At 74.1% G+C, this 25343-nt stretch carries 18 protein-coding genes and 2 tRNA genes; 17 read left to right on the top strand and 3 right to left on the bottom strand.

What is annotated here, in order from left to right:
* Positions 1 to 81: 81 nt before the first annotated feature.
* The 7 genes from ACFYW1_RS07135 to ACFYW1_RS07105 all read left to right on the top strand — a co-directional run bounded on the left by ACFYW1_RS07135 (position 82) and on the right by ACFYW1_RS07105 (position 7688).
* Complete coding sequence (locus ACFYW1_RS07135; protein ID WP_388988298.1) at positions 82 to 1290, top strand: acyl-CoA dehydrogenase family protein; 1209 nt, start codon at positions 82 to 84, stop codon at positions 1288 to 1290.
* Positions 1287 to 2294, top strand: coding sequence for a bifunctional MaoC family dehydratase N-terminal/OB-fold nucleic acid binding domain-containing protein (locus tag ACFYW1_RS07130; protein ID WP_388988295.1), 1008 nt, complete (start codon positions 1287 to 1289; stop codon positions 2292 to 2294). Before ACFYW1_RS07135 ends, ACFYW1_RS07130 begins: the two co-directional genes overlap by 4 nt.
* A gap of 1 nt (position 2295) precedes the next feature.
* Positions 2296 to 3330 carry an acyl-CoA dehydrogenase family protein gene (locus tag ACFYW1_RS07125; protein WP_388988292.1) on the top strand — a complete coding sequence of 345 codons (1035 nt, stop codon included), beginning with the start codon at positions 2296 to 2298 and terminating at the stop codon, positions 3328 to 3330.
* Positions 3327 to 3776, top strand: coding sequence for a MaoC family dehydratase (locus ACFYW1_RS07120; protein WP_388988289.1), 450 nt, complete (start codon positions 3327 to 3329; stop codon positions 3774 to 3776). Before ACFYW1_RS07125 ends, ACFYW1_RS07120 begins: the two co-directional genes overlap by 4 nt.
* Entirely contained in the window at positions 3773 to 4939 is a 1167-nt protein-coding gene (locus ACFYW1_RS07115; protein WP_388988286.1) for a lipid-transfer protein, read from the top strand. The genes ACFYW1_RS07120 and ACFYW1_RS07115 overlap by 4 nt, the downstream gene beginning before the upstream one ends.
* 215 nt (positions 4940 to 5154) lie before the next feature.
* Positions 5155 to 5856 (top strand): SigE family RNA polymerase sigma factor, encoded by a 702-nt coding sequence (locus ACFYW1_RS07110; RefSeq protein WP_388988283.1) that lies wholly within the window; start codon positions 5155 to 5157, stop codon positions 5854 to 5856.
* Between the two features lie 182 nt (positions 5857 to 6038).
* Positions 6039 to 7688, top strand: a complete 1650-nt coding sequence (locus ACFYW1_RS07105) for a long-chain fatty acid--CoA ligase (protein ID WP_388988280.1) — start codon at positions 6039 to 6041, stop codon at positions 7686 to 7688.
* Between the two features lie 90 nt (positions 7689 to 7778).
* On the opposite strand, the gene ACFYW1_RS07100 is transcribed toward ACFYW1_RS07105, so the two are convergent.
* Both ACFYW1_RS07100 and ACFYW1_RS07095 read right to left on the bottom strand, forming a co-directional pair.
* Entirely contained in the window at positions 7779 to 11894 is a 4116-nt protein-coding gene (locus ACFYW1_RS07100; RefSeq protein WP_388988277.1) for a PAS domain-containing protein, read from the bottom strand.
* Positions 11895 to 12261: 367 nt separating this feature from the next.
* Positions 12262 to 12726 (bottom strand): SSI family serine proteinase inhibitor, encoded by a 465-nt coding sequence (locus ACFYW1_RS07095; protein ID WP_388988274.1) that lies wholly within the window; start codon positions 12724 to 12726, stop codon positions 12262 to 12264.
* Positions 12727 to 12955: 229 nt separating this feature from the next.
* On the opposite strand from ACFYW1_RS07095, the gene ACFYW1_RS07090 reads away from it, so the two are divergent.
* Positions 12956 to 13046, top strand: a tRNA-Ser gene (locus ACFYW1_RS07090).
* Between the two features lie 109 nt (positions 13047 to 13155).
* Here the strand turns inward: ACFYW1_RS07090 and ACFYW1_RS07085 are convergent.
* A complete protein-coding gene (locus ACFYW1_RS07085; RefSeq protein WP_388988271.1) occupies positions 13156 to 14559 on the bottom strand; it encodes a hypothetical protein in 1404 nt (467 codons plus the stop codon).
* 660 nt (positions 14560 to 15219) lie between these two features.
* Between ACFYW1_RS07085 and ACFYW1_RS07080 the strand changes: the two genes are divergently transcribed.
* From ACFYW1_RS07080 to ACFYW1_RS07040, 9 genes are all read left to right on the top strand, one after another.
* Positions 15220 to 15292 (top strand) — tRNA-Arg (locus ACFYW1_RS07080).
* A 104-nt stretch (positions 15293 to 15396) separates the two neighbouring features.
* Entirely contained in the window at positions 15397 to 15816 is a 420-nt protein-coding gene (locus ACFYW1_RS07075) for a DUF6578 domain-containing protein (protein WP_388988269.1), read from the top strand.
* A 147-nt stretch (positions 15817 to 15963) separates the two neighbouring features.
* Positions 15964 to 17049 (top strand): PLP-dependent cysteine synthase family protein, encoded by a 1086-nt coding sequence (locus ACFYW1_RS07070; RefSeq protein WP_388988266.1) that lies wholly within the window; start codon positions 15964 to 15966, stop codon positions 17047 to 17049.
* Between the two features lie 110 nt (positions 17050 to 17159).
* On the top strand, positions 17160 to 18041 hold the full coding sequence (locus ACFYW1_RS07065) for a DUF2797 domain-containing protein (RefSeq protein WP_388988263.1): 882 nt from the start codon (positions 17160 to 17162) through the stop codon (positions 18039 to 18041).
* Between the two features lie 99 nt (positions 18042 to 18140).
* Entirely contained in the window at positions 18141 to 19028 is an 888-nt protein-coding gene (locus tag ACFYW1_RS07060) for an amidohydrolase family protein (RefSeq protein WP_388988260.1), read from the top strand.
* Positions 19029 to 19118: 90 nt separating this feature from the next.
* A complete protein-coding gene (locus ACFYW1_RS07055) occupies positions 19119 to 19964 on the top strand; it encodes a response regulator transcription factor (RefSeq protein WP_388988257.1) in 846 nt (281 codons plus the stop codon).
* Positions 19965 to 20059: 95 nt separating this feature from the next.
* Complete coding sequence (locus ACFYW1_RS07050; RefSeq protein ID WP_388989287.1) at positions 20060 to 21562, top strand: sensor histidine kinase; 1503 nt, start codon at positions 20060 to 20062, stop codon at positions 21560 to 21562.
* Positions 21563 to 21587: 25 nt separating this feature from the next.
* Entirely contained in the window at positions 21588 to 23009 is a 1422-nt protein-coding gene (locus ACFYW1_RS07045; protein WP_388988254.1) for a glycosyltransferase, read from the top strand.
* Complete coding sequence (locus ACFYW1_RS07040; protein WP_388988251.1) at positions 23006 to 25189, top strand: glycosyltransferase family 39 protein; 2184 nt, start codon at positions 23006 to 23008, stop codon at positions 25187 to 25189. The genes ACFYW1_RS07045 and ACFYW1_RS07040 overlap by 4 nt, the downstream gene beginning before the upstream one ends.
* The last annotated feature ends 154 nt before the right edge of the window (positions 25190 to 25343 follow it).

Here is a 25343-nt window from a genome sequence, read left to right as displayed (position 1 = left end):
GTCGCCCCGTATCTGACGGACAGTCAGAAACCAGTCGGGGCAAGCCCCGGTCCGTACGCCCGTGTCCGGAAGGCGGCCGCCGTGCATCTCGTCCAGACGGAACGCCAGCGACAGCTGCGCGCCGAACTGCGCGCGTACTTCCGCGAGGTGATGCCCCACCGGGACACCGGGACGGCCCCGGGCGCCGAGGACCCCGCCGAGCAGCGGCGGCTGCTGCGCAGGATCGGTGCCGACGGGATGCTCGGACTCGGCTGGCCCGTCGAGTACGGCGGCCAGGGGCGCGGCGCCGACGAGCAGTTCATCTTCTTCGACGAGGCGTACCGGGCGGGCGCACCCGTCTCGATGGTCACTCTGAACACGGTGGGCCCGACGCTGATGGCGTACGGGACCGAGGAGCAGAAGGCGTACTTCCTGCCCCGGATCCTCGGCGGCGACCTCGTCTTCGCCATCGGCTACAGCGAGCCCGAGGCCGGTACGGATCTCGCCGCACTGCGCACCAGGGCGGTGCGGGAGGCATCCCCGCCGGACCCCCGCGGGGACGGGGGCGGCGAGCACTGGGTGATCGACGGGCAGAAGATCTTCACCAGCAACGCCCAGAACGCGGACTGGATCTGGCTCGCCTGCCGCACCGACCCCGACGCGCCCAAGCACCGGGGCATCTCGATCGTTCTCGTCCCGACCGACGCGCCGGGGTTCTCCTGGACCCCGATCGAGACCGTGGGCGGGCTGACCACGACGGCCACGTACTACGACGGGGTACGGGTGCCCGTCACCAACCTGGTCGGCGCGGAGAACGGTGGCTGGGGGCTGATCACCAACCAGCTGAACCACGAACGGGTGGCGCTCGCCGCGATCGGGATGCAGGCCGAGGACTTCTACGCGGCGGCGCTCGCCTTCGCCCGCACCCCCGACCCGGTCACGGGCCGGCGCCCGGCCGACGAGCCGTGGGTGCGCGCCCGGCTGGCGGAGGCGTACGCCCGCCTGGCGGCGACCCGCCTGCTCAACTGGCGCCTGGTGAGCGAGGTCGGGGCGGGTTCACCGGCGCCCGGCGAGGCGAGCGGCGTGAAGTTCGCGGGGACCGAGAGCGCCGTCGAGGTGTACCGGATGTGCCAGGAGATCACGGGAGAGGCCGGTGTGCTGCGGGCCGGTTCGCCCGGCTGTTTCGGGGACGGGGAACTGGAGCGGATGAACCGGGCCGCGCAGATCAACACCTTCGGGGGCGGGGTGAGCGAGGCGCAGCGGGAGATCGTCGCGACGATGCGGCTCGGCATGAAGAGGGGTGCGCGATGACGGGCCCGCGGGAGAAGAAGCCGGTGGCCCGGGAGCGGCCGCCGGAGGAGGAACCGGCACCCCGGGACCGGGAGCCCGACGGGCTGTACGGGCGGCTCAAGGAGTTCGAGGGCCGGCCGGCCGCGACCGCCGGGGTGGGCAAGGACCCGGTCAACGAACCGATGATCAGGCACTGGTGCGAGGCGATGGGCGACGCCAACCCGGCGTACACGGGACCGGACGCGATCGCCCCGCCGACGATGCTCCAGGCGTGGACGATGGGCGGGCTGTCGGGCCACACCGACCGCTCGGCGGCGTACGAGGAGCTCTTCGGGCTGCTCGACGGCGCCGGGTACACCTCGGTCGTCGCGACCGACTGCGAGCAGGAGTACCTGCGCCCGCTGCGGCCCGGGGACCGGATCACCTTCGACGCGGTGATCGAGTCGGTCTCGCCGCGGAAGACGACCCGGCTGGGGACGGGGTACTTCGTCACGACGCGCATGGACGTCCGGGCGGACGGCGAACCCGCCGGGACGCACCGCTTCCGCATCCTCAAGTACGCGCCCGCGGCGCGACGCCGACCGGAACGGGAGGAGCCGCCGCGGGAGAAGCGGCTGCGCCCCCGGCCGGTGGTCAACCGCGACAACGCCGGCTTCTGGCGGGGCGTCGCCGAGCACCGGCTGCTGATCCAGCGGTGCGGGGACTGCCGCACCCTGCGCTTCCCCTGGCTGCCCGGCTGCAACGCGTGCGGCTGCCAGGAGTGGGACACGGTCGAGGCGAGCGGCGAGGGCACCGTCTTCAGCCACGTCGTGATGCACCACCCGCCGTTCCCCGCCTTCGCGGCCGAGGAGGGCGGCGGACCCTACGCGGTGGCGCTGATCGAGCTGGCCGAGGGCGTGCGGATGGTCAGCAACGTCGTCGGCGTGCCGTACGACAAGGTGCGCACGGGCATGCCGGTCCGGCTGGAATTCCTGCGCACCGACCCGGACTTGGAGCTTCCGGTCTTCCGGGGAGACGAGGGCTGAGATGGATTTCGTACCCACCGACGAACAGGCCGCCGCCCAGGGGCTGGCGGCGCGGATCTTCGCGGACCTGTCGACGCCCGAGCGCCTGGCCGGAGCCGGTACGGGCACGGACGCCGAGCTGTGGAAGAGCCTCTGCGCGGCCGGACTGGTCGCGGCCGTCGAGGAGATCGGCCTGCTCGGCCTGGTGCTCCTGCTGGAGGAACAGGGCCGGACGACGGCACAGGTGCCGTTCGCGGCGAGCTGTGTGTACGGGGTCCTCGCCGTCGCCCGGCACGGCACCGACGAGCAGCGGGAACGGCTGCTGCCCATGCTCCGGGACGGCGGCGCGGTCGCCACCGGGGCATTTCCGGAACGGGGCGGGGTGCGGGCGGACGCCGAGGGCCGGCTGAGCGGCGCCGTGCCGTACGTGCCGTGGCTGCGGGACGCCGGCCTCGTGCTCGTCCCCGACACGGAGCGGCGGCTGTGGATCGTACGGACCGGTGATCCCTGGGTGAGGACGGAGCCGGTGGAGACCACGGCGCCGTGGTCGGCGGCCCGGCTCGTGCTGGACGGGGCGCCCGGGGAGCGGATCGGCGGGGACGGCGCGTACGAGGAGGTGCTGGCCATGGGACGGACGGCGTTCGCCGGGCTCCAGGCGGGGGTGTGCGCCGGCTCGTTGGCCCGCGCCGTCGACCACGCGAACACCCGGGTGCAGTTCGGGCACCCGCTCTCCACCAAGCAGGCGGTCCTGCTGCGCGCCGCCGACGCCCACATGGACACCGAGGCGATACGGGTCACCGCGTACGAGGCCGCCTGGCGCCACGACGCGGGCCTGCCGTACGGGCGCCGGGCGCTGACCGCCGCCTGGTGGGCCTCGGAGGCGGGCAAGCGGGTGGTGCACGCCGGACAGCATCTGCACGGCGGCACCGGCGCGGACCTCGACCACCCGGTGCACCGCCACTTCCTCTGGGGCCGGCAGCTCGACGCCCACCTGGGCTGCGGCAGCGAGGTGCTCCAGGAACTCGGTGCGTCGCTGGCGAAGGAGGGCGCGGAATGAGGGCCGGCGAGGAGCTGGCGCCGCTGGAGATCGCGGTGACCCGCACCCTGATCGTGGCGGGCGCCCTCGCCTCCCGCGACTACCAGGACGTCCACCACGACGCGGAGGCCGCCGGGGAAAAGGGGTCCCCGGACATCTTCATGAACATCCTGACGACCAACGGCCTGGTGGGCCGGTACGTCACCGACCGCCTCGGCCCCGCGACCGTGCTCCGCAAGGTCGTCATCAGGCTGGGCGTGCCCAACTACCCCGGCGACACCATGGTCCTGAGCGGCAGGGTCACCGCCGTGGGGGAGGACGGGACGGCCGAGGTGGCGGTCGTCGGCACGAACGGACTCGGACGACACGTCACCGGCACCGTGACCGTCGGCGTCCCGGCGGAGCCGAGGACCGTCGCCGTCCCGGCGGCTCCGGGGGAACGGAACGGCCGGGAGGGGGCGGCATGAGCATCCGCAGGGCCGACTCGCTCGGCGGCAGGGCGGCGGTCGTGGGCATCGGGGCGACCGAGTTCTCCAAGGACTCCGGCCGCAGCGAACTCAAGCTGGCCGTCGAGGCGGTGCGGGCCGCCCTGGACGACGCCGGGCTGACCCCGGCCGACGTGGACGGCCTGGTCACCTTCACCATGGACACCAGCCCCGAGATCACCGTCGCCCAGGCGGCCGGGATCGGCGAGCTGTCGTTCTTCTCCCGCGTCCACTACGGGGGCGGGGCGGCCTGCGCCACCGTGCAGCAGGCGGCGATGGCCGTGGCGTGCGGAGTGGCCGACGTCGTGGTCTGCTACCGCGCGTTCAACGAGCGCTCCGGCCGCAGGTTCGGCTCCGGGGTGCAGCGGCGGGAACCCACCGCGGAGGGCACGGCGCTCGGCTGGAACCTCCCCTTCGGGCTGCTCACGCCCGCCTCCTGGGTCGCCATGGCCGCCGCGCGCTACCTGCACGCATACGGGCTGACACCGGAGGCGTTCGGCCATGTCGCGGTCACCGGCCGGCGCCACGCGGCCCGCAACCCGGCAGCGTACTTCCACGGGAAGCCGATCACCCTGGCCGATCACGCGGCGTCCCGGTGGATCGTCGAACCGCTGCGGCTGCTCGACTGCTGCCAGGAGACCGACGGCGGCCAGGCGATCGTCGTCACGAGCACCGAGCGGGCCCGGGACCTGCGCCGGCCGCCCGCCGTGGTCGTCGCCGCCGCCCAGGGGGCCGGGCGGATGCAGGAACAGATGACCAGCTTCCACCGCGACGGCCTGACCGGCCTGCCGGAGATGGGGGTGGTGGCTCGCCAGCTCTGGCGCACCTGCGGCCTCACCCCCTCCGAGATCGACGTGGGCATCCTCTACGACCACTTCACCCCGTTCGTCCTGATGCAGCTGGAGGAGTTCGGCTTCTGCGCGCCGGGCGAGGCCGCGGACTTCGTCGCGGCGGACGCGCTGCCCCTGAACACGCACGGGGGCCAGCTGGGGGAGGCGTACCTGCACGGGATGAACGGGATCGCGGAGGCGGTCCGGCAGATCCGGGGCTCGTCGGTGAACCAGGTGGCCGGGGCGGCCAGGGCCCTGGTCACGGCCGGTACCGGCGTGCCCACCTCGGGGCTGATCCTCGGCACGGACGACTGACCGCGCCCGGCCCGAGGCCCGTGCCCGCACCCGCGAGAAGCGCCCCGCGGGCCCCCGGGGCGGGGACCGGCCTCTCGGGGGCGCCCCTGAGCTCCCCACGACGACGGGTCCACCTTCAGGAGGTGGGGCCTGCACCACCCCTACACCCTGAGGGGGACGCGGTTTCGGGACCTGGGGCCGATCCCCCCGGCGGCGCCCGCTCCTAGCGTGGAGCCATGACCACGCCAGTCTGCACGGGCGGCTCCGGGGGAGCCGCCGCCACCGGTCGTGCGCCGCACACGTCGTACCCGGTGCACCCGCCGCACAGCACGGGGCACGGCTCGTACAACCAGCCGGGCTCCCACGGTCCGCACGCGTCGCAGAGCGGCGCACACGCCTCGCACGGCGCGTGCTCCCCGTACGCCTCACGGCCCCAGTACGTCCCGTACCCGTCGTTCTCCTCCTACGTACGGGCGAGAGGGCCCGTGCTGCTGCGCACCGCGCGTTCGCTCACCGCCAACCCGAGCGACGCCGAGGACCTGCTGCAGACCGCGCTGGCCAAGACGTACATCGCCTGGGAGCGGATCGAGGACCACCGGGCGCTCGACGGCTACGTGCGCCGGGCGCTGCTGAACACCCGGACCTCGCAGTGGCGCAAGCGCAAGGTCGACGAGTTCGCCTGCGACGAGCTGCCCGAGCAGGAGGCCGCCCCGGCCCCCGACCCGGCCGAGCAGCAGACGCTGCACGACGCGATGTGGCGGGCGGTGCTGAAGCTCCCGGACCGGCAGCGGGCGATGGTCGTCCTGCGCTACTACGAGGACCTGAGCGAGGCCCAGACCGCCGAGGTGCTCGGGGTGTCCGTCGGCACCGTGAAGAGCGCCGTGTCGCGGGCGCTCGGCAAGCTCCGGCAGGACCCGGAGCTGGCCCCGGTCAGATGACCGGGCCCGGTCCGGTCACACCCGGCGTTCCCCCGGTGACCAGGGGCGACGTCGATGCGCCGAGCGGGCCGATTTTGCCGAGCGACACCGATTCGTGCTCCCGGGACTAGTGACATACCGCGCGGTATGCGCGCAGAATCAGCGAAACCCTACTGCCGCGTAGCGCCCAACGGGAGGACGCCGTGCTGAGCACCATGCAGGACGTACCGCTGACTGTCACCCGCATCCTCACCCACGGGATGACCATCCACGGCAAGTCGCAGGTGACGACCTGGACCGGCGAACCCGAGCCGCAGCGGCGCAGCTTCGCCGAGGTCGGCCGGCGCGCCACACAGCTCGCGAACGCGCTGCGCGACGAGCTCGGGGTCCGGGACGACCAGCGGGTCGCGACCCTCATGTGGAACAACGCGGAGCACGTGGAGGCGTACCTCGCGATCCCCTCGATGGGCGCGGTGCTCCACACCCTCAACCTCAGGCTCCCCGCCGAGCAGCTGATCTGGGTCGTCAACCACGCCGACGACAAGGTCGTCATCGTCAACGGCTCCCTGCTGCCGCTGCTCGCGCCGGTGCTCCCCCACCTGAAGTCGGTCGAGCACGTGATCGTGACGGGGCCCGGCGACCGTTCCCTCCTGCACGGCGCGGCGCCCCGGGTGCACGACTACGAGGAACTGATCGCCGGCCGCCCGACCACCTACGACTGGCCCGAGCTGGACGAGCGCCGGGCCGCCGCCATGTGCTACACCTCCGGCACCACCGGCGACCCCAAGGGCGTCGTCTACTCCCACCGCTCCATCTACCTGCACTCCATGCAGGTCAACATGGCCGAGTCGATGGGGCTGACGGACCAGGACACCACGCTGGTGGTCGTCCCCCAGTTCCATGTGAACGCCTGGGGCCTGCCGCACGCGACGTTCATGTCCGGCGTCAACATGCTCATGCCGGACCGTTTCCTCCAGCCCGCCCCGCTCGCCGAGATGATAGAGCGCGAACGGCCGACCCACGCCGCCGCGGTGCCCACCATCTGGCAGGGCCTGCTCGCCGAGGTCACGGCCAACCCGCGCGACCTGTCCTCCATGGCCCGCGTCACCATCGGCGGCGCCGCGTGCCCGCCCTCCCTCATGAAGGCGTACGACGAACTCGGCGTCCGGCTCTGCCACGCCTGGGGCATGACGGAGACCTCACCGCTCGGCACCATGGCCCACCCGCCCGCCGGTCTGACCGAGGAACAGGAGTGGCCCTACCGCGTCACCCAGGGCCGTTTCCCGGCCGGGGTCGAGGCGCGGCTGGTCGGGCCCGGCGGCGAACACCTGCCGTGGGACAACGAGTCGGCCGGTGAGCTGGAGGTGCGCGGCCCGTGGATCGCCGGCGCCTACTACGGGGGCGCGGACGGCGAGGACCTGCGGCCCGAGGACAAGTTCAGCGCGGACGGCTGGCTGAAGACCGGTGACGTCGGGGTGATCAGCGAGGACGGCTTCCTCACCCTCACCGACCGGGCCAAGGACGTCATCAAGTCCGGCGGCGAGTGGATTTCGAGCGTCGCGCTGGAGAACGCCCTGATGGCGCACCCGGAGGTGGCCGAGGCCGCAGTCGTCGCCGTCCCGGACGAGAGGTGGGGCGAGCGCCCGCTCGCGACCGTGGTCCTCAAGGAGGGGGCCGACGCCGACTACGAGGCGCTGAAGGACTTCCTCGCCGAGTCCGGCATCGCCAAGTGGCAGCTGCCGGAGCGCTGGACGGTCATAGCGGCGGTACCGAAGACCAGCGTCGGCAAGTTCGACAAGAAGGTGATCCGCAAGCAGTACGCGGAGGGCGAGCTGGACGTCACCCGGCTCTGACCGGCTGCCCGCCCGGCAGGCTCGGGCCCGGCGGAACGACGCGAGGGCGGTACGGGGTCTCCCGTACCGCCCTCGCCGTGTTCCGGTGGATCAGTTCGTGCCGATCTTCGCGAGCAGGTCGACGATGCGCGACTGGACCTCTTCGCTCGTGGAGCGCTCGGCCAGGAAGAGCACGCTCTCGCCCGACCCGAGCTTCGGCAGGTCCGAGCCGGACATGTCGGCGGAGGTGTAGACGACCAGCGGGGTGCGGTTCAACTGGCCGTTGGCGCGCAGCCAGTCGATGATGCCGGCCCGGCGGCGGCGCACCTGCATCAGGTCCATCACCACCAGGTTGGGCCGCATCCGGCCGGCGAGCGACGCAGCCTCGCTGTCGGTGGCGGCCCGCGCCACCTGCATGCCGCGCCGTTCCAGCGCCTCCGTCAGCGCCTCCGCGATCTCCTCGTGCTCCTCGATCAGCAGCACCCGCGAGGGGTGCTGCTCGCTGTCGCGCGGGGCGAGCGCCTTGAGGAGCACGGCGGGGTCGGCACCGTACGCCGCCTCCCGCGACGCCTGCCCCAGACCGGCCGTCACCAGCACCGGGACCTCGGCCGCCACCGCCGCCTGGCGCAGCGACTGGAGGGCCTTGCGGGTGATGGGACCGGTGAGCGGGTCGACGAAGAGCGCGGCGGGGAACGCCGCGATCTGGGCGTCCACCTCCTCGCGGGAGTGCACGATCACCGGCCGGTAGCCGCGGTCGCTCAGCGCCTGCTGGGTGGAGACGTCGGGCGCGGGCCACACGAGCAGCCGGCGCGGGTTGTCCAGCGGCTCCGGGGGCAGCTCGTCGTCGACCGGCTGCGGGGACGGCCGGTTGGCCACCTCGACCGCGCCGCCCGGACCGTCCAGCGGCTCCGGCCCCTCGGCGCCCTCGTCGGGCGCGCCTATGGCGAACGAGCGTCCTTCGGCCTCCGGCGCGGGCAGCCGCTGTCCGGGCACCTGGCCGTGCGGACCGTCCGGAGTCCCGGCGGACGGCGACGGCTGGGCCGTCTGGGGCCTGGCCGACGGCGACGGGGCGCCCTGCGACGGAGGCGCGGCCTGCGGGCCGTGCTCGTCCTCCGGCGGGGCGGCGAGCTTGCGGCGCCGCCCGGCACCGCCGAGCGTCTGGTTCTGCTGGTGCGCGATGTGCTGGGCGAACGGCACGCCCTGCCCGAGCGTCCGCACGCTGAACGCGCGCCCCTGCGTCGAGTCGGACGAGCCGCCGGGCACCGGGGCCTCCGCGGGCAGCGGCTGCCTGCGCGCGTCCTGAACGGGCGTCGCACCCCGCGCGGAGCCCTCCGCACCGCCCGCGGGAGCAGGGACGGCCGCGGTGCCGGTGGTGTGCGTGGTGTGCCCGGGGGCGTCGGCCGCGGCGTCCTCGACGGGGCCGACGGGGACCTCGGACCGCTCGCCGGGCGCGACCGGCACGGCCGGGCCCTGGCCCGAGGAACCGTCCTCGTCCCAGCCGCCAAGTCCCTGGGGTTCCTGCGGCAGGTGGGGCGGCTGCGCGTGCTGCGACGCGCCCTGCCCGCCCTGGCCCGGCTGTTGGGGCTGCTGGGGGGCTTCGGGACGGCGGGCCCGGCGCCGGCCGGTCGGCATGGGGTGCGGGTGGGGCGGGGTGTGGTCCTCGCCCGGTGCGAGGGCCACGGCGTCATGGCGTCCGGGCAGCGAGGCGTCCGGATCGGCCGCCTCGGCCGGGGAGCGGTCGGCCTCCGCGGGCGGAAGCGCGAACGCCGTACGGGCTCCCGCCGGCGCGTCCTGGGCGGACCGCTCCTGGGTGGCGGCCAGCGCCCGCCGGGCCCTGCGCCCGGTCGGCTGCTGGGGCGCCTGCGCCGGACCGGCCGCGGAATCCGGCACCGGGGAAGCCGCGTCCGGGGAGACGGGCGCCGGGGCCGCAGTCGTGCCCGCGGCCGGGGCCTGCGCCGGTACGGGGGCGGCGGCAGGCAGGGCCGGCCGGTTTCCCGCGCCGTGCCGCGCCCGGTGACCACCCGTCGGCACCGGAGTCTGCTCCCCGGCCGGAACGCCCTGCGGCGGCACGGTCCGGCCGAGCTGCGGACGGTCGCCGTCCTGCGCGCCGGTCTCCGCCGTCACCGCGGCCGGGGCCGCGGGCAGCGCCAGCGCCTGCCCCGGGCCCTGCTGACCGTCGGTCTGCCCGGCACCGGGCTCCCGCCCCTGTTCGGGCGACTGGAGCAGCTGGGCGGGCAGCGGGATCCGGGCACCGCTCTCGGCCGGGCTGGGCCGTCCCCGCCTGCGCCCCGACCCCTGGGTCCGCTGGGCCGCGGCGAGTTCCTGCGGGTCGTAGGCGGTGCCGCCCTGCGAGTCGTTCGCCCCGGACCCGCGACGGGCCCGGCGCCGACCGGTCGGCTCGGCCGCGGCGGTGTCGCCGTCCTGACCGGAACCGCCCACCGGGCTCTCCAGGAACGCGTCCGTCGACGCCCGGCGCGCCCGCCGCCGGCCACCACCGGTCTGCTGCCCCGCGGTCTCTGGGCTCCCGTCGCCGGACGGCACACCGGCCTGCGGCCCGGCCTCCGCCTCCGGCCCGGGCGAGGGCGGCGCCACCGTGCCCGAACCCGCGCCCAACGGCACCTCCAGCACGTACGCGCTGCCGCTCGTCCCCGGGACCTCGTGGGTCTGGAGCACCCCGCCGTGCGCCCGCACGATCCCGCGCACGATCGGCTCGTGCACCGGGTCTCCCCCGGCGAACGGGCCGCGCACCTCGATCCGTACGACCTCGCCGCGCTGTGCCGCCGCCACGACGATCGTCGAGTCGACGTAGCCGCCGCCCGGCACCACGCGGGCCTTGCCGGTCGAGTCGACCCCGGCGACGTCCGCGACCAGGTGGGCGAGCGCGGTCACCAGCCGGGCCGCGTCCACCTCGGCCTCGATCGGCGGCGCGTGCACCGCGAACTGGGCGCGGCCGGGGCCGATCAGCTCGACGGACGCGTCGATGCCGGCCGTCACGACCGAGTCGAGCAGCACGTTCGACTTGGTCAGCTTCTCGGCACCGGCGTCCAGGCGCTGGTAGCCGAGGACGTTGTCGACGAGCGTGGTCATCCGGGCGTAGCCCGCCGCCAGGTGGTGCAGGATCTGGTTGGCCTCGGGCCACAGCTGGCCGGCCGGGTCGGCGGCGAGCGCGGCGAGTTCGCCGCGCAGCTCCTCCAGCGGGCCGCGCAGCGACTCGCCGAGCACGGCGGTGAGCTGGGTGTGCCGGGCGGTCAGCGCCTCCAGCTGCTCGGTCCGGGCCTCCAGCTCGGCCGCGTACCGCTCGGAGCGGTCGGCCAGTTCGGTGCTGTGCCGTTCGTCGAGCGCGGCGATCTCGGCGGTGTGCTTCCCGGTCAGCTCGGCGATCTCGGTCCGGTGCCGCTCGGTGAGCTCCTCGTAGGGCCTGCGGTCGGTGAACGTCATGACGGCGCCGACCAGCTGGTCCCCGTCGCGGACCGGCGCGGTGGTCAGGTCGACCGGCACCCGGGCCCCGCTCTTGGACCACAGGACCTGCCCGCGCACCCGGTGCTTGCGCCCGGACCTGAGGGTGTCGGCCAGCGGCGACTCCTCGTACGGGAACGACTCGCCCTCCGCCCGCGAGTGCAGGATCAGCGGGTGCAGCTCCTGGCCGCCCAGGTCGCTGGCGCGGTAACCGAGTATCTGCGCGGCGGCGGGGTTGACCAGGACGACCCGGCCGTCCGTGTCCGTGCCGACCACGCCCTCGGCCGCGGCGCGCAGGATCATCTCGGTCTGCCGCTGCGAACGGGCCAGCTCCGCCTCGGTGTCGACGGTGCCCGACAGGTCCCGCACGACGAGCATCAGCAGCTCGTCGCCCGAGTAGCCGCCGCCGTACCCGTTCTGGAAGTCGTTGTACGCGGCCTGCCCGTCCTCCAGACCGGCGCTGGTGACCTCGACGGGGTACTCGGTCCCGTCGGTCCGGCGCGCGATCATCCGGGTCGGCTTCGTACGGCCGCGCTCGTCGGCCGCCTCGGGCCGCCGCATCGAACCCGGGATCAGCTTGGAGTCGAACTCCGGCAGCAGGTCGAGGAGCCCGCGCCCGACGAGCGCGGTGCCCGGCGTCTCGAACATTTCGAGCGCGATGGTGTTGGCGTTGACGACCGTGCCGTTGCAGTTGACGAGCAGCAGCCCGTCGGGGAGGGCATCGAGTATGGCTGCGAGGCGAGCAGTGCCTCGGGACGGCCTGCTGCTCACGACGACGCTTCCTCCCTGATTACCGCACCTTGCCGACAGCGGGCCCCATCTTGCCCCTCGGGCCGCAGGCTGTCACTGGACGAGTCTAAAGGCAGCCGGGGGGCGGGGGACGGCGGATGAGGGGGAGCTCTCACCAAGGACCTGTGCATGTGGTGTACGACTCCTGCCCGTCGTGTGCTGTCCGATGGCCCCGGAACGGCGCGCGCCGCGCCCGTCCGGGGCGACGAACCCCTGGTCACGGGGCCGTCCCCCGGCCCGTACCCGGAACGGGCCCGTCCACTCGCCCGCCCCCGCCGCCCTTCCTCGAATCCGTTCGAATGAATCCGGATCCATCGGATCGTTTCGTCGAAGGGATCCGGCCGCCGTCTCACCGGACGTTGGGGAGCACCGGCCGCAGATTGTTCCAGCGGGAGATCTCGCAGCCGTTGACCCGGGTGAAGACCGTGTCGATGTGCCGTCCGTCCCAGGTGCCGGTGACGTGGGCGGTGGCGGGTCCCCCGTACTGCATGGTGCACGGCGCGTTCTCGGGCACCGGGGCGAACGGGTTCTCCCCCTCGTCCGCCAGCTCCTCCAGCCGCCCGCAGGCCCGCCCCGCCACCGGATGGGTCCCGCCCGCCGGCTCGCACCGCAGCTCGAAGGTGCCCTCGGCCGCGGGGTCCCCCGAGTCCGAGACCGTGATCGTCAGCCGGGTGGGGCCGTCCTCCCCCTCCAGTCCGGGCAGGGGCAGCGGGATGGGCAGCGGGAGCGGACGGCTGTCCGCGGTCGCGGCCGGTGCCGCCGCGGACAGCACGGCGAGGGACACGACGGCGGTGAGGGCGAGACGACGCAGCATGCGGGCTCCTGTGCTCGTGCACTTCGAAGGGAGTGCCGGTGGAACGACGTGAACGACCGGAGGACGACGCCTCCGCCTTCACTAACGCTCCGCACGCCGCGGCGTTGCGCAACCGCGGGCACTTTGCCCTCGCGCCCGGATCCCTAGTACCGTAGGCGGCGATTGGTGACACGGCGCTCAGCTGTGTCATCATCTGCACACACCGCTCGCGCTCGCGCGGGAAGTGTATGGAGGCGTCGCCTAGTCCGGTCTATGGCGCCGCACTGCTAATGCGGTTTGGGTCTTAAAGCCCATCGAGGGTTCAAATCCCTCCGCCTCCGCTTTCTGCTCGGGGAGTTCGGCCCACTTCGGCCGGACTCCCCGAGTCGTTTCCCGAGCCTTCTCCGGAGCCGGTCCACCACCCTTGCGCCGATCGGTGACTCTTCCGGGCTACGGCTGCTTCCGGTCGGCGCAGGGGGTGCAGCAGGACGGGGCCGGTTCGACGCAGATGACGACCGTGTCGGTGTTGTCGCCGGGGTCGGGGTCCTTCTCATTGGCGGTGGCGGAGGCGGAGTTGCTGACCGGGCCGGGTCCGGTGGCCCTGGCGCGCAGGACGAGGGTGGCCCCGGCGCCGACGTCCAGGGCGCCCACGGCCCACCGGCCGGTGGCCGGGTCGTAGCTTCCGGGCCCGTCGGCGGACAGGAGGGCGAGGCCGTCCGGGAGCCGGTCGGTGACGGTGACCCCGGTGGCCCGGTTCGGTCCGGCGTTGCGCACGGTGACGCGGTAGGTCACCGTCTGGCCGACGGTGACGGTGGTCGCGTCGGCCGCCTTGACCACGGCCAGATCCGCGGCCGGGTTGACCTGTGTGACCTGCTCGTCGGAGGTGGACGTCAGCGGCTCCGGGATGTCGCCGAGCCGGTTCTCGTAGGTGGCGGTGGCGGTGTTCCTGATCTGCGTGCCGCCGGAGGCGCGGTCGATGGTGACCCGGTACTCGGCCGTGGTTCCCCCGGGCAGGGTCTCGGTGTTGGGCAGACTGCCGCCCTCACCGGCGGTGGCGGTGTTGCCGAGCCGGAAGACGACGCTGTCGGCCGAGGCGTCGTAGTACGCCTGATCGCCGTCGCGCGCGTCGGTCTTCACCCCGGCGTTCGGGCCGTCGACGATGCGCAGGGAGCCGGGCAGGTACGTCGTGCCCGGCGGGACGGCGTCGGTCAGGACGAGGTTCTCGGCCGCGCCGCCGCCCTCGTTCCTGGCGTTGACGCGGTAGGTGATGACGTCGCCCACCTCCAGCGGCCCCGTGGGTGCGGCGGTCTTGGTGAGCACCACGTGGGGGGCGGTGCCGAAGAAGATCCCGTCCAGGAAGTTGCCGATGCTCTGGTTGCCGCCAGCGGCGGAGACGGAGCGGAAGGCGAAGCGCGTCAGCGTCTGACCGGCCGGGACGGTGTAGGTGCCGGTGTAGTGGCCCCAGGCGGTGGTGCCGTCGGTGAAGCGCCGCTGCTGCACCGCGGCGCCCGGCGCGCCGATGTCCAGCGCCATGGTGTCCTCCCCCTGGCGGCCCCGGTGGTACAGCCGCCAGTACAGCTTCGTCCCGGGAGTGGTGGGCAGGTCCTGGTAGAGCGTGGAGACCTGATTGGCGTTGAGCTCGGCGAACTGTGCGCCGTCGGCCGCCGGCACCCCGTTGAAGCCCGAGTGCCACAGCTCGATCAGGTGGTCGGAGGCGGTGGTGCGCCAGCCCGGAACGCGCTTGGGCGCCTGCGTCTGCGAGGCGTCCGGAAGGAATTCCATACTGGCGACGGCGGGCTGTTCGAAGCTGCCGTTGACCAGGTTGACCCGGAGCGGGGCAGGAGGTGTGGACATGGTTCTTCCCCTCAAGTCGACGCTGCTGGACTGCACCGCCGTCCGGCCGCACGTCCGTGCGCCGTGGCGGAGCCGACGCACCCGGTAGCGCAGTACATTCGAGGCGCTGCGTAAAGTGACGGCCGGAGGGGTTCGGTCAATCCCGCACGACGGGTTTGCACTCCCCGCTCCCGTCCCCCGCCCGCCGCCCCGCTGCCCGGCCCGGCCCCTCGCGCCGCATCCCTCGCGCAGGCCCCCCGATCCCCTCCAGCCCACCCCGTCATGGCCGGAAACCTCCGCCGTACCTCCGGCCCCCACCCTTGCGCAGGGTGAAACCGTCCCCAACGGAGTTGACGCCTCCCGGAGTCATGACGGAGCCATGGCGGAGCCGCGACGGTGCCCGTGCGGAAGCGGCCTCATGGCCGCGGGCCACCGCGGACTCAGATGTTCCGGATCTTGCGCCGACGCCGCGCCGCGCCCCGGCCCCCGCGCGGAGCACCGTCACGCGAATGGCGGCGGAGAGACCTGCCCGAGCCGCCCACCAGCTGCCCCGCGCAGCCGCGAAACGAGGCGTTTCTGCAGGTAGGGGCGGGTTTGGTTAATGGATTTCGCGCTACGGCGCAGGTCATGTAATGTTGTTCTCGCAACGCCGACCGGGAAGAAAAAAGCCCGGAACGCCAAGCACTCGTAGCTTAACGGATAGAGCATCTGACTACGGATCAGAAGGTTGCAGGTTCGAATCCTGCCGAGTGCACAGCAAGCAAGAGGCCCCGGAGAAATCCGGGGCCTCTTGCGTTGTCCGGACGTACCGCAACGAAGTACGGCACGGGTGCGGGGTGCGCGGTCGACAATGGCCGCATGACGTTGACGATTTGGGTTGACGACTGGCAGATGCAGTGCTGCGGAGAGCGCTTCGTGCCGGGGGACGTCGTCTCGTGGAGGCTGCTGGAGGTCGATCCGGAGGAGTACGCCGATGTCGTCGGCAGTGAGCGCGCGGCCGGGATCGACTTCCGCGAGGAGCGTCACGGCCAGGGGGAGGAGCGCGCGCCCACCACGGTGGAGGTGGTCTCGATCGACGAGGTGCACTGCCGTTACGGGGTGCCCCCGGGTGCCGCGGACAAGGTGAACCACCCCGTTCCGGGCACGACCGTGCTGGTTCCGGTCGGGGCGGCGGACGGGTGGGCGGAGGCCGGGCTGAAGCTTCGCTTCGCGGGTTACCTGGTGACCGCCCGGCGTGTCGCGGACGGGGCGGGAGGTGCGGCTGCTCGCGACCGCTGAGGGAGCCGGTGGGACGGGCCTCGCGGGTCTCCCCGGCTTCCCGGGTCTCCCCGGCTTCCCGGGTCTCCCCGGTCTCGCCGGGCTCCCGGACCTCCCGCGTCGGCCGTACGGTGATGGTCACGTCGAAGGTGTCGGGGGAGGACGGTCATGGGCGTGGAGCATCCGCACGGGTGGGCGGTCGACGCGATCCGGCGGGTACGGGGCGACGGCGGTCCGGCACCGACGCCGCTGCGTCGGCTCCGGCTTCCGGGCCCCGCCTTCCAGGACGTCGAGGTCCACGCCAAGGACGAGTCGGCGCATCCCACCGGCAGCATGAAGTACCGGTTGGTGCGGGCCATGTTCTGCCATGCGATCGCGAGCGGAACCCTCACGGCGGACACGCCCGTGATCGCCGCGACGAGCGGGGCGGTCGCTGTCGCCGGAGCCCGTTTCGCGAGGCTTCTGGGGCTGGAGTTCACGGCGGTCGTACCGGGGCGGACCCCCGCGCGTGCCCTCGCCGGGATCGAACGGGAGGGCGGGCGCTGGCGGGTGGGCGAACTGCCTCCGGCCGCGGTGCAGGAGGAGGCGGGAGCGCTGGCCGGGCGGTGCGGCGGCTGGTTCCTGGACCACTTCACCGACGCGGAGCCGGCGACGGCCGGATCGGGCGAGCCGACCATCGCCGAGGAGATCTTCGAGCAGATGGGCGGCGAACCGCACCCCGTCCCCGCGTGGATCGTCGTCGGCGCCGGGACGGGTACGACGTCGGCGACGATCGGGCGCCATCTGCGGCGGCACGGACACGGGTCCGGGCTCGCGGTGGTGGACCCGGAGAACTCGGCCTACTTCCCGGCGTGGGCGAGCGGTTGCCGCGACTACGCCACGGGGATGCCCTCGCGGATACCGGGCATCGGCCGCCCGCGGACCGAGCCCGGTTTCCTGCCGACGGTGATGGACCTGGTCATCCCGGTACCGGACGCGGCGTCCATCGCCGCCACCCGGTGGCTTCGCACCGTCACCGGGATCGAGGCGGGGCCCGCCACCGGCACCAACCTCTGGGGGATCTGCCGGCTGACGGCCCGTATGCGGGAGGAGGGGGTGCGGGGCAGCCTGGTCACCGTCATCGGGGACACCGCCGAGCCGTACCGGGCGACGTGCCTCGACCCGGACTGGGCGCGGGCGCAGGGGCTCGACTGCGCGCCCCACGAGGCCGTTCTCCAGGAGTTCGCCCGCACCGGGCGATGGCCGGGGGCGTGACACCCTCGGTCGGCGGGCGGCAGGGGCCGGGGGGAGTTGCCCCCGCCCGGTGGGGTTCTTCTGGGAGCCTTGGGGGTCTTTTCGTCGGTCCTGCGCGGGGGTTCGTACACATGGGGTGGCAGTGCACCGGGATGCGGTGGCCCGAGGCGCGGGGGGTGCCGGTGCTGGGGTGGCGGCGGGGCGGGGAGGTGCGGGTGAGTGCGCCGGCGTACGGGACGGAGGTGGGGTTCCGGGCCCGGGGCGAGCGGCACTGCGTCGGGGCGCGGGGGAACGTGTGCCCGGTGGGGGCCGTGGTGCCGGGGCGGAGCACGGGGGCGCGGTGTCCGGAGTGCGCGCGGCTGGACCGGGCGCACTCGGTGGCCGCCGACACGATCGCCGACGACCCGAGGACGTACCGGGTGTACCTGGCCTGGTTCGGGCCCGGCATGGTGAAGGTCGGGATCACGGCCGAGGCGCGGGGAGCGGCCCGGCTGCGGGAGCAGGGGGCCGTGGTGTTCAGCTGGCTGGGGCGCGGGCCGTTGATGGCGTGCCGCCGCACGGAGGAGGTGCTGCGGGCGGCGCTCGGGGTGCCGGACCGGATTCCGTACGCGCGGAAGAGGGCGGTGCGGGGGATGCTGCCGGGGGCGGCGGAGCGCGGGGCGGAGCTTTCCGGGCTGTACGGACGGGCCGCGGCGCTGGAGGGGGCGGGGTGGCCGGAGTCGCTGGAGCGGTTGCCGCTCGAAGTGGTCGACCACGTCGGGCTGTTCGGGCTCGACGGCGGGGTGGAGGTGGCGTGGGCGGTCACCGGGCTGGTGGACGGGGGCGCGGTCGCGGGGCGGCTGGTGGCGGCGGCCGGGCCCGATCTGCATCTGGAGACGGCGACGGACGGGCCGGTGGTGCTGGACACCCGGTTGATGACGGGGTGGGAGCTGGAGGCCGCCGGGGCCCGGGGCGGGGTGCGGGTGCCGCTGAGCGACATCGGGGGCGGCGGGGTGCAGGGCGGGCTGTTCTGAACGTCCGGGCGGGGGTGGTGGGGAGCGGCCCGTGGCGTTCTGGGATCGTCGGTCCGGGACGGCGGTCCGTCCGGCGGCGATGCGGGAGAGGGGCACGGGATGAGTGGCACGAGCGGTGACGTCGACGACGTCGTGCGGTTCCGGGAGCGGCTCGGGCTGCCCGGACTCATCGACGTCCACACGCACTTCATGCCCGACCGGGTGCTCCGCAAGGTCTGGGCGTACTTCGACTCGGCCGGGCCGCTGACCGGGATGGAGTGGCCGATCGCCTACCGGCACGACGAGGACGAACGGCTCGCGCTGCTGCGCTCGTTCGGCGTCCGCCGGTTCACCTCGATGCTGTACCCGCACAAGGCCGGCATGGCGGCCTGGCTGAACGGCTGGGCGGCCGACTTCGCGCGCCGGGTGCCGGACTGCCTGCACACCGCGACCTTCTTCCCGGAGGAGGGCGTGGAGCGGTACGTGCGCGAGGCCGTGGAGGCGGGGGCGCGGGTCTTCAAGTCGCACGTCCAGGTCGGGGCGTACGACCCCAACGACCCGCTGCTGGAACCGGTCTGGGGGCTGCTCGCGGAGGCCGGCGTCCCGGTGGTGATGCACTGCGGCTCGGGTCCGGCGCCCGGAAAGCACACGGGCCCCGAACCGGTCGGACGGCTGCTCGCCCGGCATCCCCGGCTGCCGCTGATCGTGGCCCACATGGGGATGCCGGAGTACACGGACTTCCTGGACCTCGCGGAGCGGTATCCGCGGGTGCGGCTCGACACGACGATGGCGTTCACGGACTTCACGGAGGACTTCACCCCGTTCCCGGCGGCCGGACGGGGGCGGCTCGCGGCGCTCGGCGACCGGATCCTGCTGGGCACGGACTTCCCGAACATCCCGTACCCGTACGCGCATCAACTGCACGCGCTGGAACGGCTGGGGCTGGGGGACGACTGGCTGCGGGCGGTCTGCCACGGGAACGCGAGCGCGCTGTTCGCCGTGGACTGACCGGCCGGGGCGATCCGCCCTCCGGGTTTTCTCAGGGAATTCACAGAAACGGGAAAGACCCCTCTCAGAGGAGCCTCACAGGGTGGGGGCATGACGACGACCTCGCCCCGGACGCCCATGACCTCGCCCCGGACCACGATGCCTTCGCACCGGGCGGCGGCACCTTCGACTTCGCCCCGGACGACCACGGCCCCGCCCCGGACCACGGCCTCGCCCCAGGGGCGTACCGAACTGCTGAGGGCGGACCGCAGCCCCGTCCGCGTGCTGGTGGTGGACGACGAGGCACCGCTCGCCGAACTGCTGTCCATGGCCCTGCGCTACGAGGGCTGGGAGGTGCGCAGCGCCGGGGACGGCGCCGGGGCCGTCCGGATGGCGCGCGACTTCCGGCCGGACGTGGTGATCCTCGACGTGATGCTGCCCGACACGGACGGCTTCGCCGTGCTCGGCGGGCTGCGCCGGGAACTCGCCGAGGTGCCGGTGCTGTTCCTGACCGCGCGCGACGCGGTGGAGGACCGGATCGCCGGTCTCACGGCGGGCGGCGACGACTACGTCACCAAGCCGTTCAGCCTGGAGGAGGTCGTGGCACGGCTGCGCGGGCTGATCCGGCGCTCCGGCACGGCGACCGCGCGCAGCGGTTCGACGCTCACCGTCGGCGACCTGGTGCTCGACGAGGACAGCCACGAGGTGAGCCGGGGCGGCACCTCCATCCACCTGACCGCCACCGAGTTCGAGCTGCTGCGCTTCCTGATGCGCAACCCGAAGCGGGTGCTGAGCAAGGCGCAGATCCTCGACCGGGTGTGGAACTACGACTTCGGCGGCCAGGCCAACGTCGTCGAGCTGTACATCTCGTACCTGCGCAAGAAGATCGACGCCGGGCGGTCGCCGATGATCCACACCCGGCGCGGGGCGGGGTATCTCATCAAGCCCGGGGAGTGACCCCGGTGAGCACCCCGGGACGGGCGGGACGCGCGGGGCGGGGGGCGCGGAAGGGGTCGTGGACGCTGCGGACCCGGCTCGTGGTCTCGGCGGTGATGCTGATCGCCGTCGTCGCCGCGGTCATCGGGTCGGTCACCACCATCGCCTACCGCAGCTACATGTACGGGAAGCTCGACGACCAGCTGGACGCCGTCGCCGTACGGGCCGCGAAGCCGCCCGGCGGCGGGCTGCCGATGCCCGGCGACGACCGGCCGTGGATCCGCGACCCGCTGGCCTTCGTCGACGCGCGCGGACTGCCCGTCGGTGCCTTCGGGGCCGTGGTGGCGGACGACGGCCCGGTCACCGCGTCACGGGTGGTCGTGGAGAGCACCACCGTGCCGGGGCCCGGGGACGAGGACAGCGGGCAGCCGATGACCACCGCCCAGCGCGACGCCCTGGCGGCGGCGGGCATCGCCGCCGGGGAGGGGGCGCGGAACGTCGACCTGCCGGGGCTCGGCTCCAGCCGGGTGCGGGCGGTCACGGACCCGAAGGGGACGACCCTCGTCGTGGGCCTGCCCGCCGCCGAGGTGGGTTCCGCGCTCACCACTCTGATCCTCGTCGAGGTCTGCGTCACCGGGGCGGGCCTGATCGCGGCCGGCATCGCGGGCGCCGTCATGGTCGGCGTCGCGCTGCGCCCGTTGCGCCGGATCGCCGCGGCCGCCACCCGGGTCTCCGAACTCCCGCTCCACAGCGGCGAGGTGGCGCTCCTGGAACGGGTCCCGGACGCCGAGGCCGATCCGCGCACCGAGGTCGGCCAGGTGGGCGCCGCGCTCAACCGGATGCTGGGCCACGTCGGTTCGGCCCTGGCGGCGCGTCAGGAGAGCGAGACGCGGGTGCGCCGGTTCGTCGCGGACGCCGGCCACGAGCTGCGCACCCCGCTGGCCTCGATCCGCGGCTACGCCGAGCTGACCCGGCGCGGGCGCGAGGAGACCGGCCCCGACACCCGGCACGCCCTGGGCCGGATCGAGTCCGAGGCGGAGCGGATGACGGGCATGGTGGAGGACCTGCTGCTGCTCGCCCGGCTGGACGCCGGACGCCCGCTGGCACCGGAGCGCACGGACCTCTCCCCGGTCGTCGTCGACGCGGTGAGCGACGCCCGCGCCGCCGACGGGGGCGGCCACCACTGGCGCCTGGAACTGCCGGACGAGCCCGCGACCGTGCACGGCGACCCGACCCGGCTCCATCAGGTGCTGGTCAACCTGCTGGCGAACGCCCGCACCCACACCCCGCCCGGTACGACCGTGACGGTCGGCGTGCGGGCCGCGACCGGCCGGCCGTGGGTGACGCTGGAGGTCCGGGACGACGGGCCCGGCATCCCGCCCGAGCTGCTGCCGCACGTCTTCGAACGGTTCGCGCGCGGTGACGCCTCGCGTTCGCGCAGCGCGGGCTCGACCGGGCTCGGGCTGGCCATCGTGGAGGCCGTCGTCGCCGCGCACGGCGGCCGGGTGGAGGTGGACTCGGTGCCCGGACGCACGGTCTTCGCCGTGCACCTGCCGGTCGGGCCGCAGGACGCGCCGGAGCATTCACAGGCGGAGGACAGGCTCGGCACATCGGTGTGACAGCGCGGTCGGTGAACGTCGGGGCATGCGAACCGACACTCCCCGGAGCGCCCTGCCGGCCCGGGACCACCTGCTCGCCGCGACAGCCGGTACGGCCGATGCGGCCGGTCCGGCGGGTGCCCCCGTGCTCGACGTGGTGGTACCCGTTCACAACGAGGAGAAGGACCTCGAACCCTGTGTGCTGCGCCTGCACGAACATCTGACGCGCACCTTCCCGTACGCCTTCCGGATCACCGTCGCGGACAACGCCAGCACCGACCGGACGCCGCAGGTGGCGGCCCGGCTCGCGGCGGCGATGCCCCGGGTGCGGTCGCACCGGCTGGAGGAGAAGGGCCGGGGGCGGGCGCTGCGCACCGTCTGGTCGCATTCGGACGCCCCGGTCCTGGCGTACATGGACGTCGACCTCTCGACCGACCTCAACGCGCTGCTGCCCCTGGTCGCGCCGCTGATCTCGGGCCACTCCGACCTGGCCATCGGCTCCCGGCTGACCCGCAGTTCGCGGGTGGTGCGCGGGTCGAAGCGGGAGTTCGTCTCGCGCGCCTACAACCTCATCCTCCGTTCGTCGCTGGCCGCCCGGTTCAGCGACGCGCAGTGCGGGTTCAAGGCGATCCGCCGCGAGGTGGCGCAGAGTCTGCTGCCGATGGTCGAGGACCCCGGGTGGTTCTTCGACACGGAGCTGCTGGTCCTCGCCGAGCGGGCCGGGCTGCGCATCCACGAGGTGCCGGTCGACTGGGTCGACGACCCGGACTCCACCGTCCACATCGTGCGGACGGCGGTGGAGGACCTGAAGGGCGTGTGGCGGGTGGGGCGGGCGCTGGCGGTCGGCGCGCTGCCGCTCGACCGGCTGGCGCGGCCCTTCGGGGACGACCCGCGCGACCGCGTGCTGAAGGGGGTGCCCGGCGGCCTGGCCCGTCAGCTCGTCGGGTTCTGCGCGGTCGGCGCGCTCTCCACGCTCTTCTACCTCGCCCTGTACTCGCTCTTCCGGCTGGGCGCCGGCCCGCAGCTCGCCAACGGGGGTGCCCTGCTGGTCTCGGCCGTCGCCAATACGGCGGCCAACCGGAGGCTCACCTTCGGGGTACGGGGCCGGGGCGGGGCCGTCCGCCACCAGGCGCAGGGCCTCGTCGTCTTCGCCATCGGACTCGCCCTGACCAGCGGCTCGCTGGCCGCGCTGGGAGCGGCCTCCGGATCACCGTCGCACGGCACGGAACTCGCCGTGCTGATCGCGGCCAACCTCGCGGCGACCGTCCTGCGGTTCCTGCTCCTCCGCGCCTGGGTCTTCCCGGACCGGTCCGGCGGAGTCGCCGGGGCCACCGGGGCCACCGGGACCGCCAGGGCCGCCAGGGCCGCCGGGACCGCCGGGACCGACGGGACCGACGGGGCCACCGGGGCCGCTGGGATCGCCGGGGCCGCCGCAGACATCCACCACGAACAGGGGAACGCCCGATGAGCACGCCGCATCCCGATCGCTTCCCGCCCCCACAGGTCCCGTCCCTGCCGCCGTCCTCCTCGCCGCCACCGCCCTCGTCACCGGCCGCCGCCGCGCCGGGCCACGGGCGTCCGGACGGCCCGGTGCGCCGCGCCCTGCGGGGCCGGCCCGAGGACCCGCGCTGGGCGCGCCCGGCCTTCCTCGGCCTGCTGCTGGTCGTCGCGCTCGCGTACTTCTGGAACCTCAGCGCCTCCGGCTACGCCAACTCCTTCTACTCCGCCGCCGCCCAGGCGGGCAGCCGCAGCTGGAAGGCCCTCTTCTTCGGCTCGCTGGACGCGGCCGACGCGATCACCGTCGACAAGCCGCCCGCCGCGCTGTGGCCGATGGCCCTGTCGGTGCGGGCCTTCGGCCTGAACTCCTGGGCGATCCTGGCCCCGCAGGTGCTGATGGGGGTGGCCACGGCCGGGGTGCTGTACGCGGCGGTGCGCCGCCGCTTCAACGCCGCGGCCGGGCTGATCACGGTGGCGGTGTTCGCGCTCACGCCGGTCGCCGCGCTGATGTTCCGCTTCAACAACCCGGACGCGCTGCTGGCGCTGCTGATGACCGTCACCGTTCACTGCGTGCTGCGCGCGATGGAGAACGGCCGGACGGCGTGGCTGGTGTGGGCGGGGGTCGCGGTCGGGGCGGCCTTCCTGGCGAAGACCCTCCAGGCGTTCCTGATCCTGCCGCCACTGGCCGTGCTGTACGCGGTGTTCGCACCGGTGTCCGTCCGCCGGAGGTTCGGCCAACTGGGGCTCTCGGCGCTGGCGATGACCGTCGCGGGCGGCTGGTGGGTCGCGATCGTCGAACTGTGGCCCGCCTCGTCGCGCCCGTACATCGGCGGCTCGCAGAACAACTCCTTCCTGGAACTGACCTTCGGCTACAACGGCCTCGGCCGGATCAACGGCAACGAGACCGGCAGCGTCGGCGGGGGCGGCCGGGGCGGCGGTCCCGGTGGCGGTGGCGGTCAGTGGGGGGAGACCGGCATCGGCCGGATGTTCAACTCCGAGGTCGGCGGCCAGATCTCCTGGCTGCTGCCCGCCGCGCTGATCCTGCTCGTCGCGGGCATCGTGCTGACCCGGCGGGCGAAGCGCACCGACACCGCCCGCGCGGCGTTCCTCGCCTGGGGCGGCTCGCTGCTGATGACGATGGTCGTCTTCAGCTTCATGGCGGGCATCTTCCACCAGTACTACACGGTCGCCCTGGCCCCGTACCTCGCCGCGCTCGTCGGCATGGGCGTCACGGTCCTGTGGGAGGAACGGGCCAGGTGGTGGCCGCGTGCGGTGCTGGCCGGCTCGGTCGCCGTGACCGCGCTCTGGGCGTACGTCCTGCTGGGCCGGACCCCGGACCACCTGCCGTGGCTGCGCTGGGCGGTCCTCGTCGGCGGCCCGGCGGGCGCGGTCGGGCTGCTGTTCGTCGCGCGGGCGGGGCGCCGGCTGGTGGTCGCGGTGGTGGCGGTGGGTTTCGCCGCGTCGCTGGCGGGCCCGACGGCGTACACCCTCAGCACGTTGAACACCGGGCACCAGGGCTCGATCGTCACGGCGGGGCCCTCCGGCGGCGGCCCGATGGGCGGTCCGGGCGGCGGTCGCGGGGACGGCGGATTCCCCGGCGGCATGCGCTTCCCGGGCCGGAACAACCAGCAGAACGGCAATCAGCCGGGTACGAACCCCGGCACGAACCCGGGCCCGCCCCCCGGCGGCACCTTCCCCGGCGGCATGCCCGGTGGCACGTTCGAGGGCGGTCAGGGCGGTCAGGGCGGGCCCGGCGGCGGTGGAGGCGGCGGCATGGGCGGCCTCCTCAACGGCTCGTCCGTCGGCTCCGAGGCGAAGAAGCTCCTGGAGAAGGATGCCGGGGACTACACCTGGGTCGCGGCGGCCATCGGCTCGCAGAACGCCGCGAGCTACCAACTCGCCACCGAAGAACCGGTGATGGCGATCGGCGGCTTCAACGGAAGCGACCCGTCCCCGACGCTCTCCCGGTTCAAGGAGTACGTCGAGGAGGGCCGGATCCACTACTTCCTCGCGAGCGGCATGGGAGGCGGTCCGGGCGGCGGCGACGGCACCTCGTCCTCGATCTCCTCGTGGGTGGCGGAGAACTTCGAGGAGGTCACGGTCGGCAGCGCCACCTTCTACGACCTGACCAGCCCGAAGAACGACACGTAAGGACTCAAGGGCTCAGGATCTCGGCTCCGCAGCAGCGGGTCCGCGACGACAGGGCGGTGGGGGGGGGGGGGGGGCCGGCCCCCCCCCCCCCCGCGCGCCCCCCCCCCGCGCCCCCCCCCCGCGGGGGGGGCGGCGGGGGGGGCGGGCGGGCGGC

The sequence above is a fragment of the Streptomyces sp. NPDC002669 genome (assembly GCF_042889165.1).
GTDB lineage: Bacteria > Actinomycetota > Actinomycetes > Streptomycetales > Streptomycetaceae > Streptomyces.
Note: the sequence above shows the minus strand (reverse complement) of the source record. Positions and strands in the feature narration are given on the sequence as shown.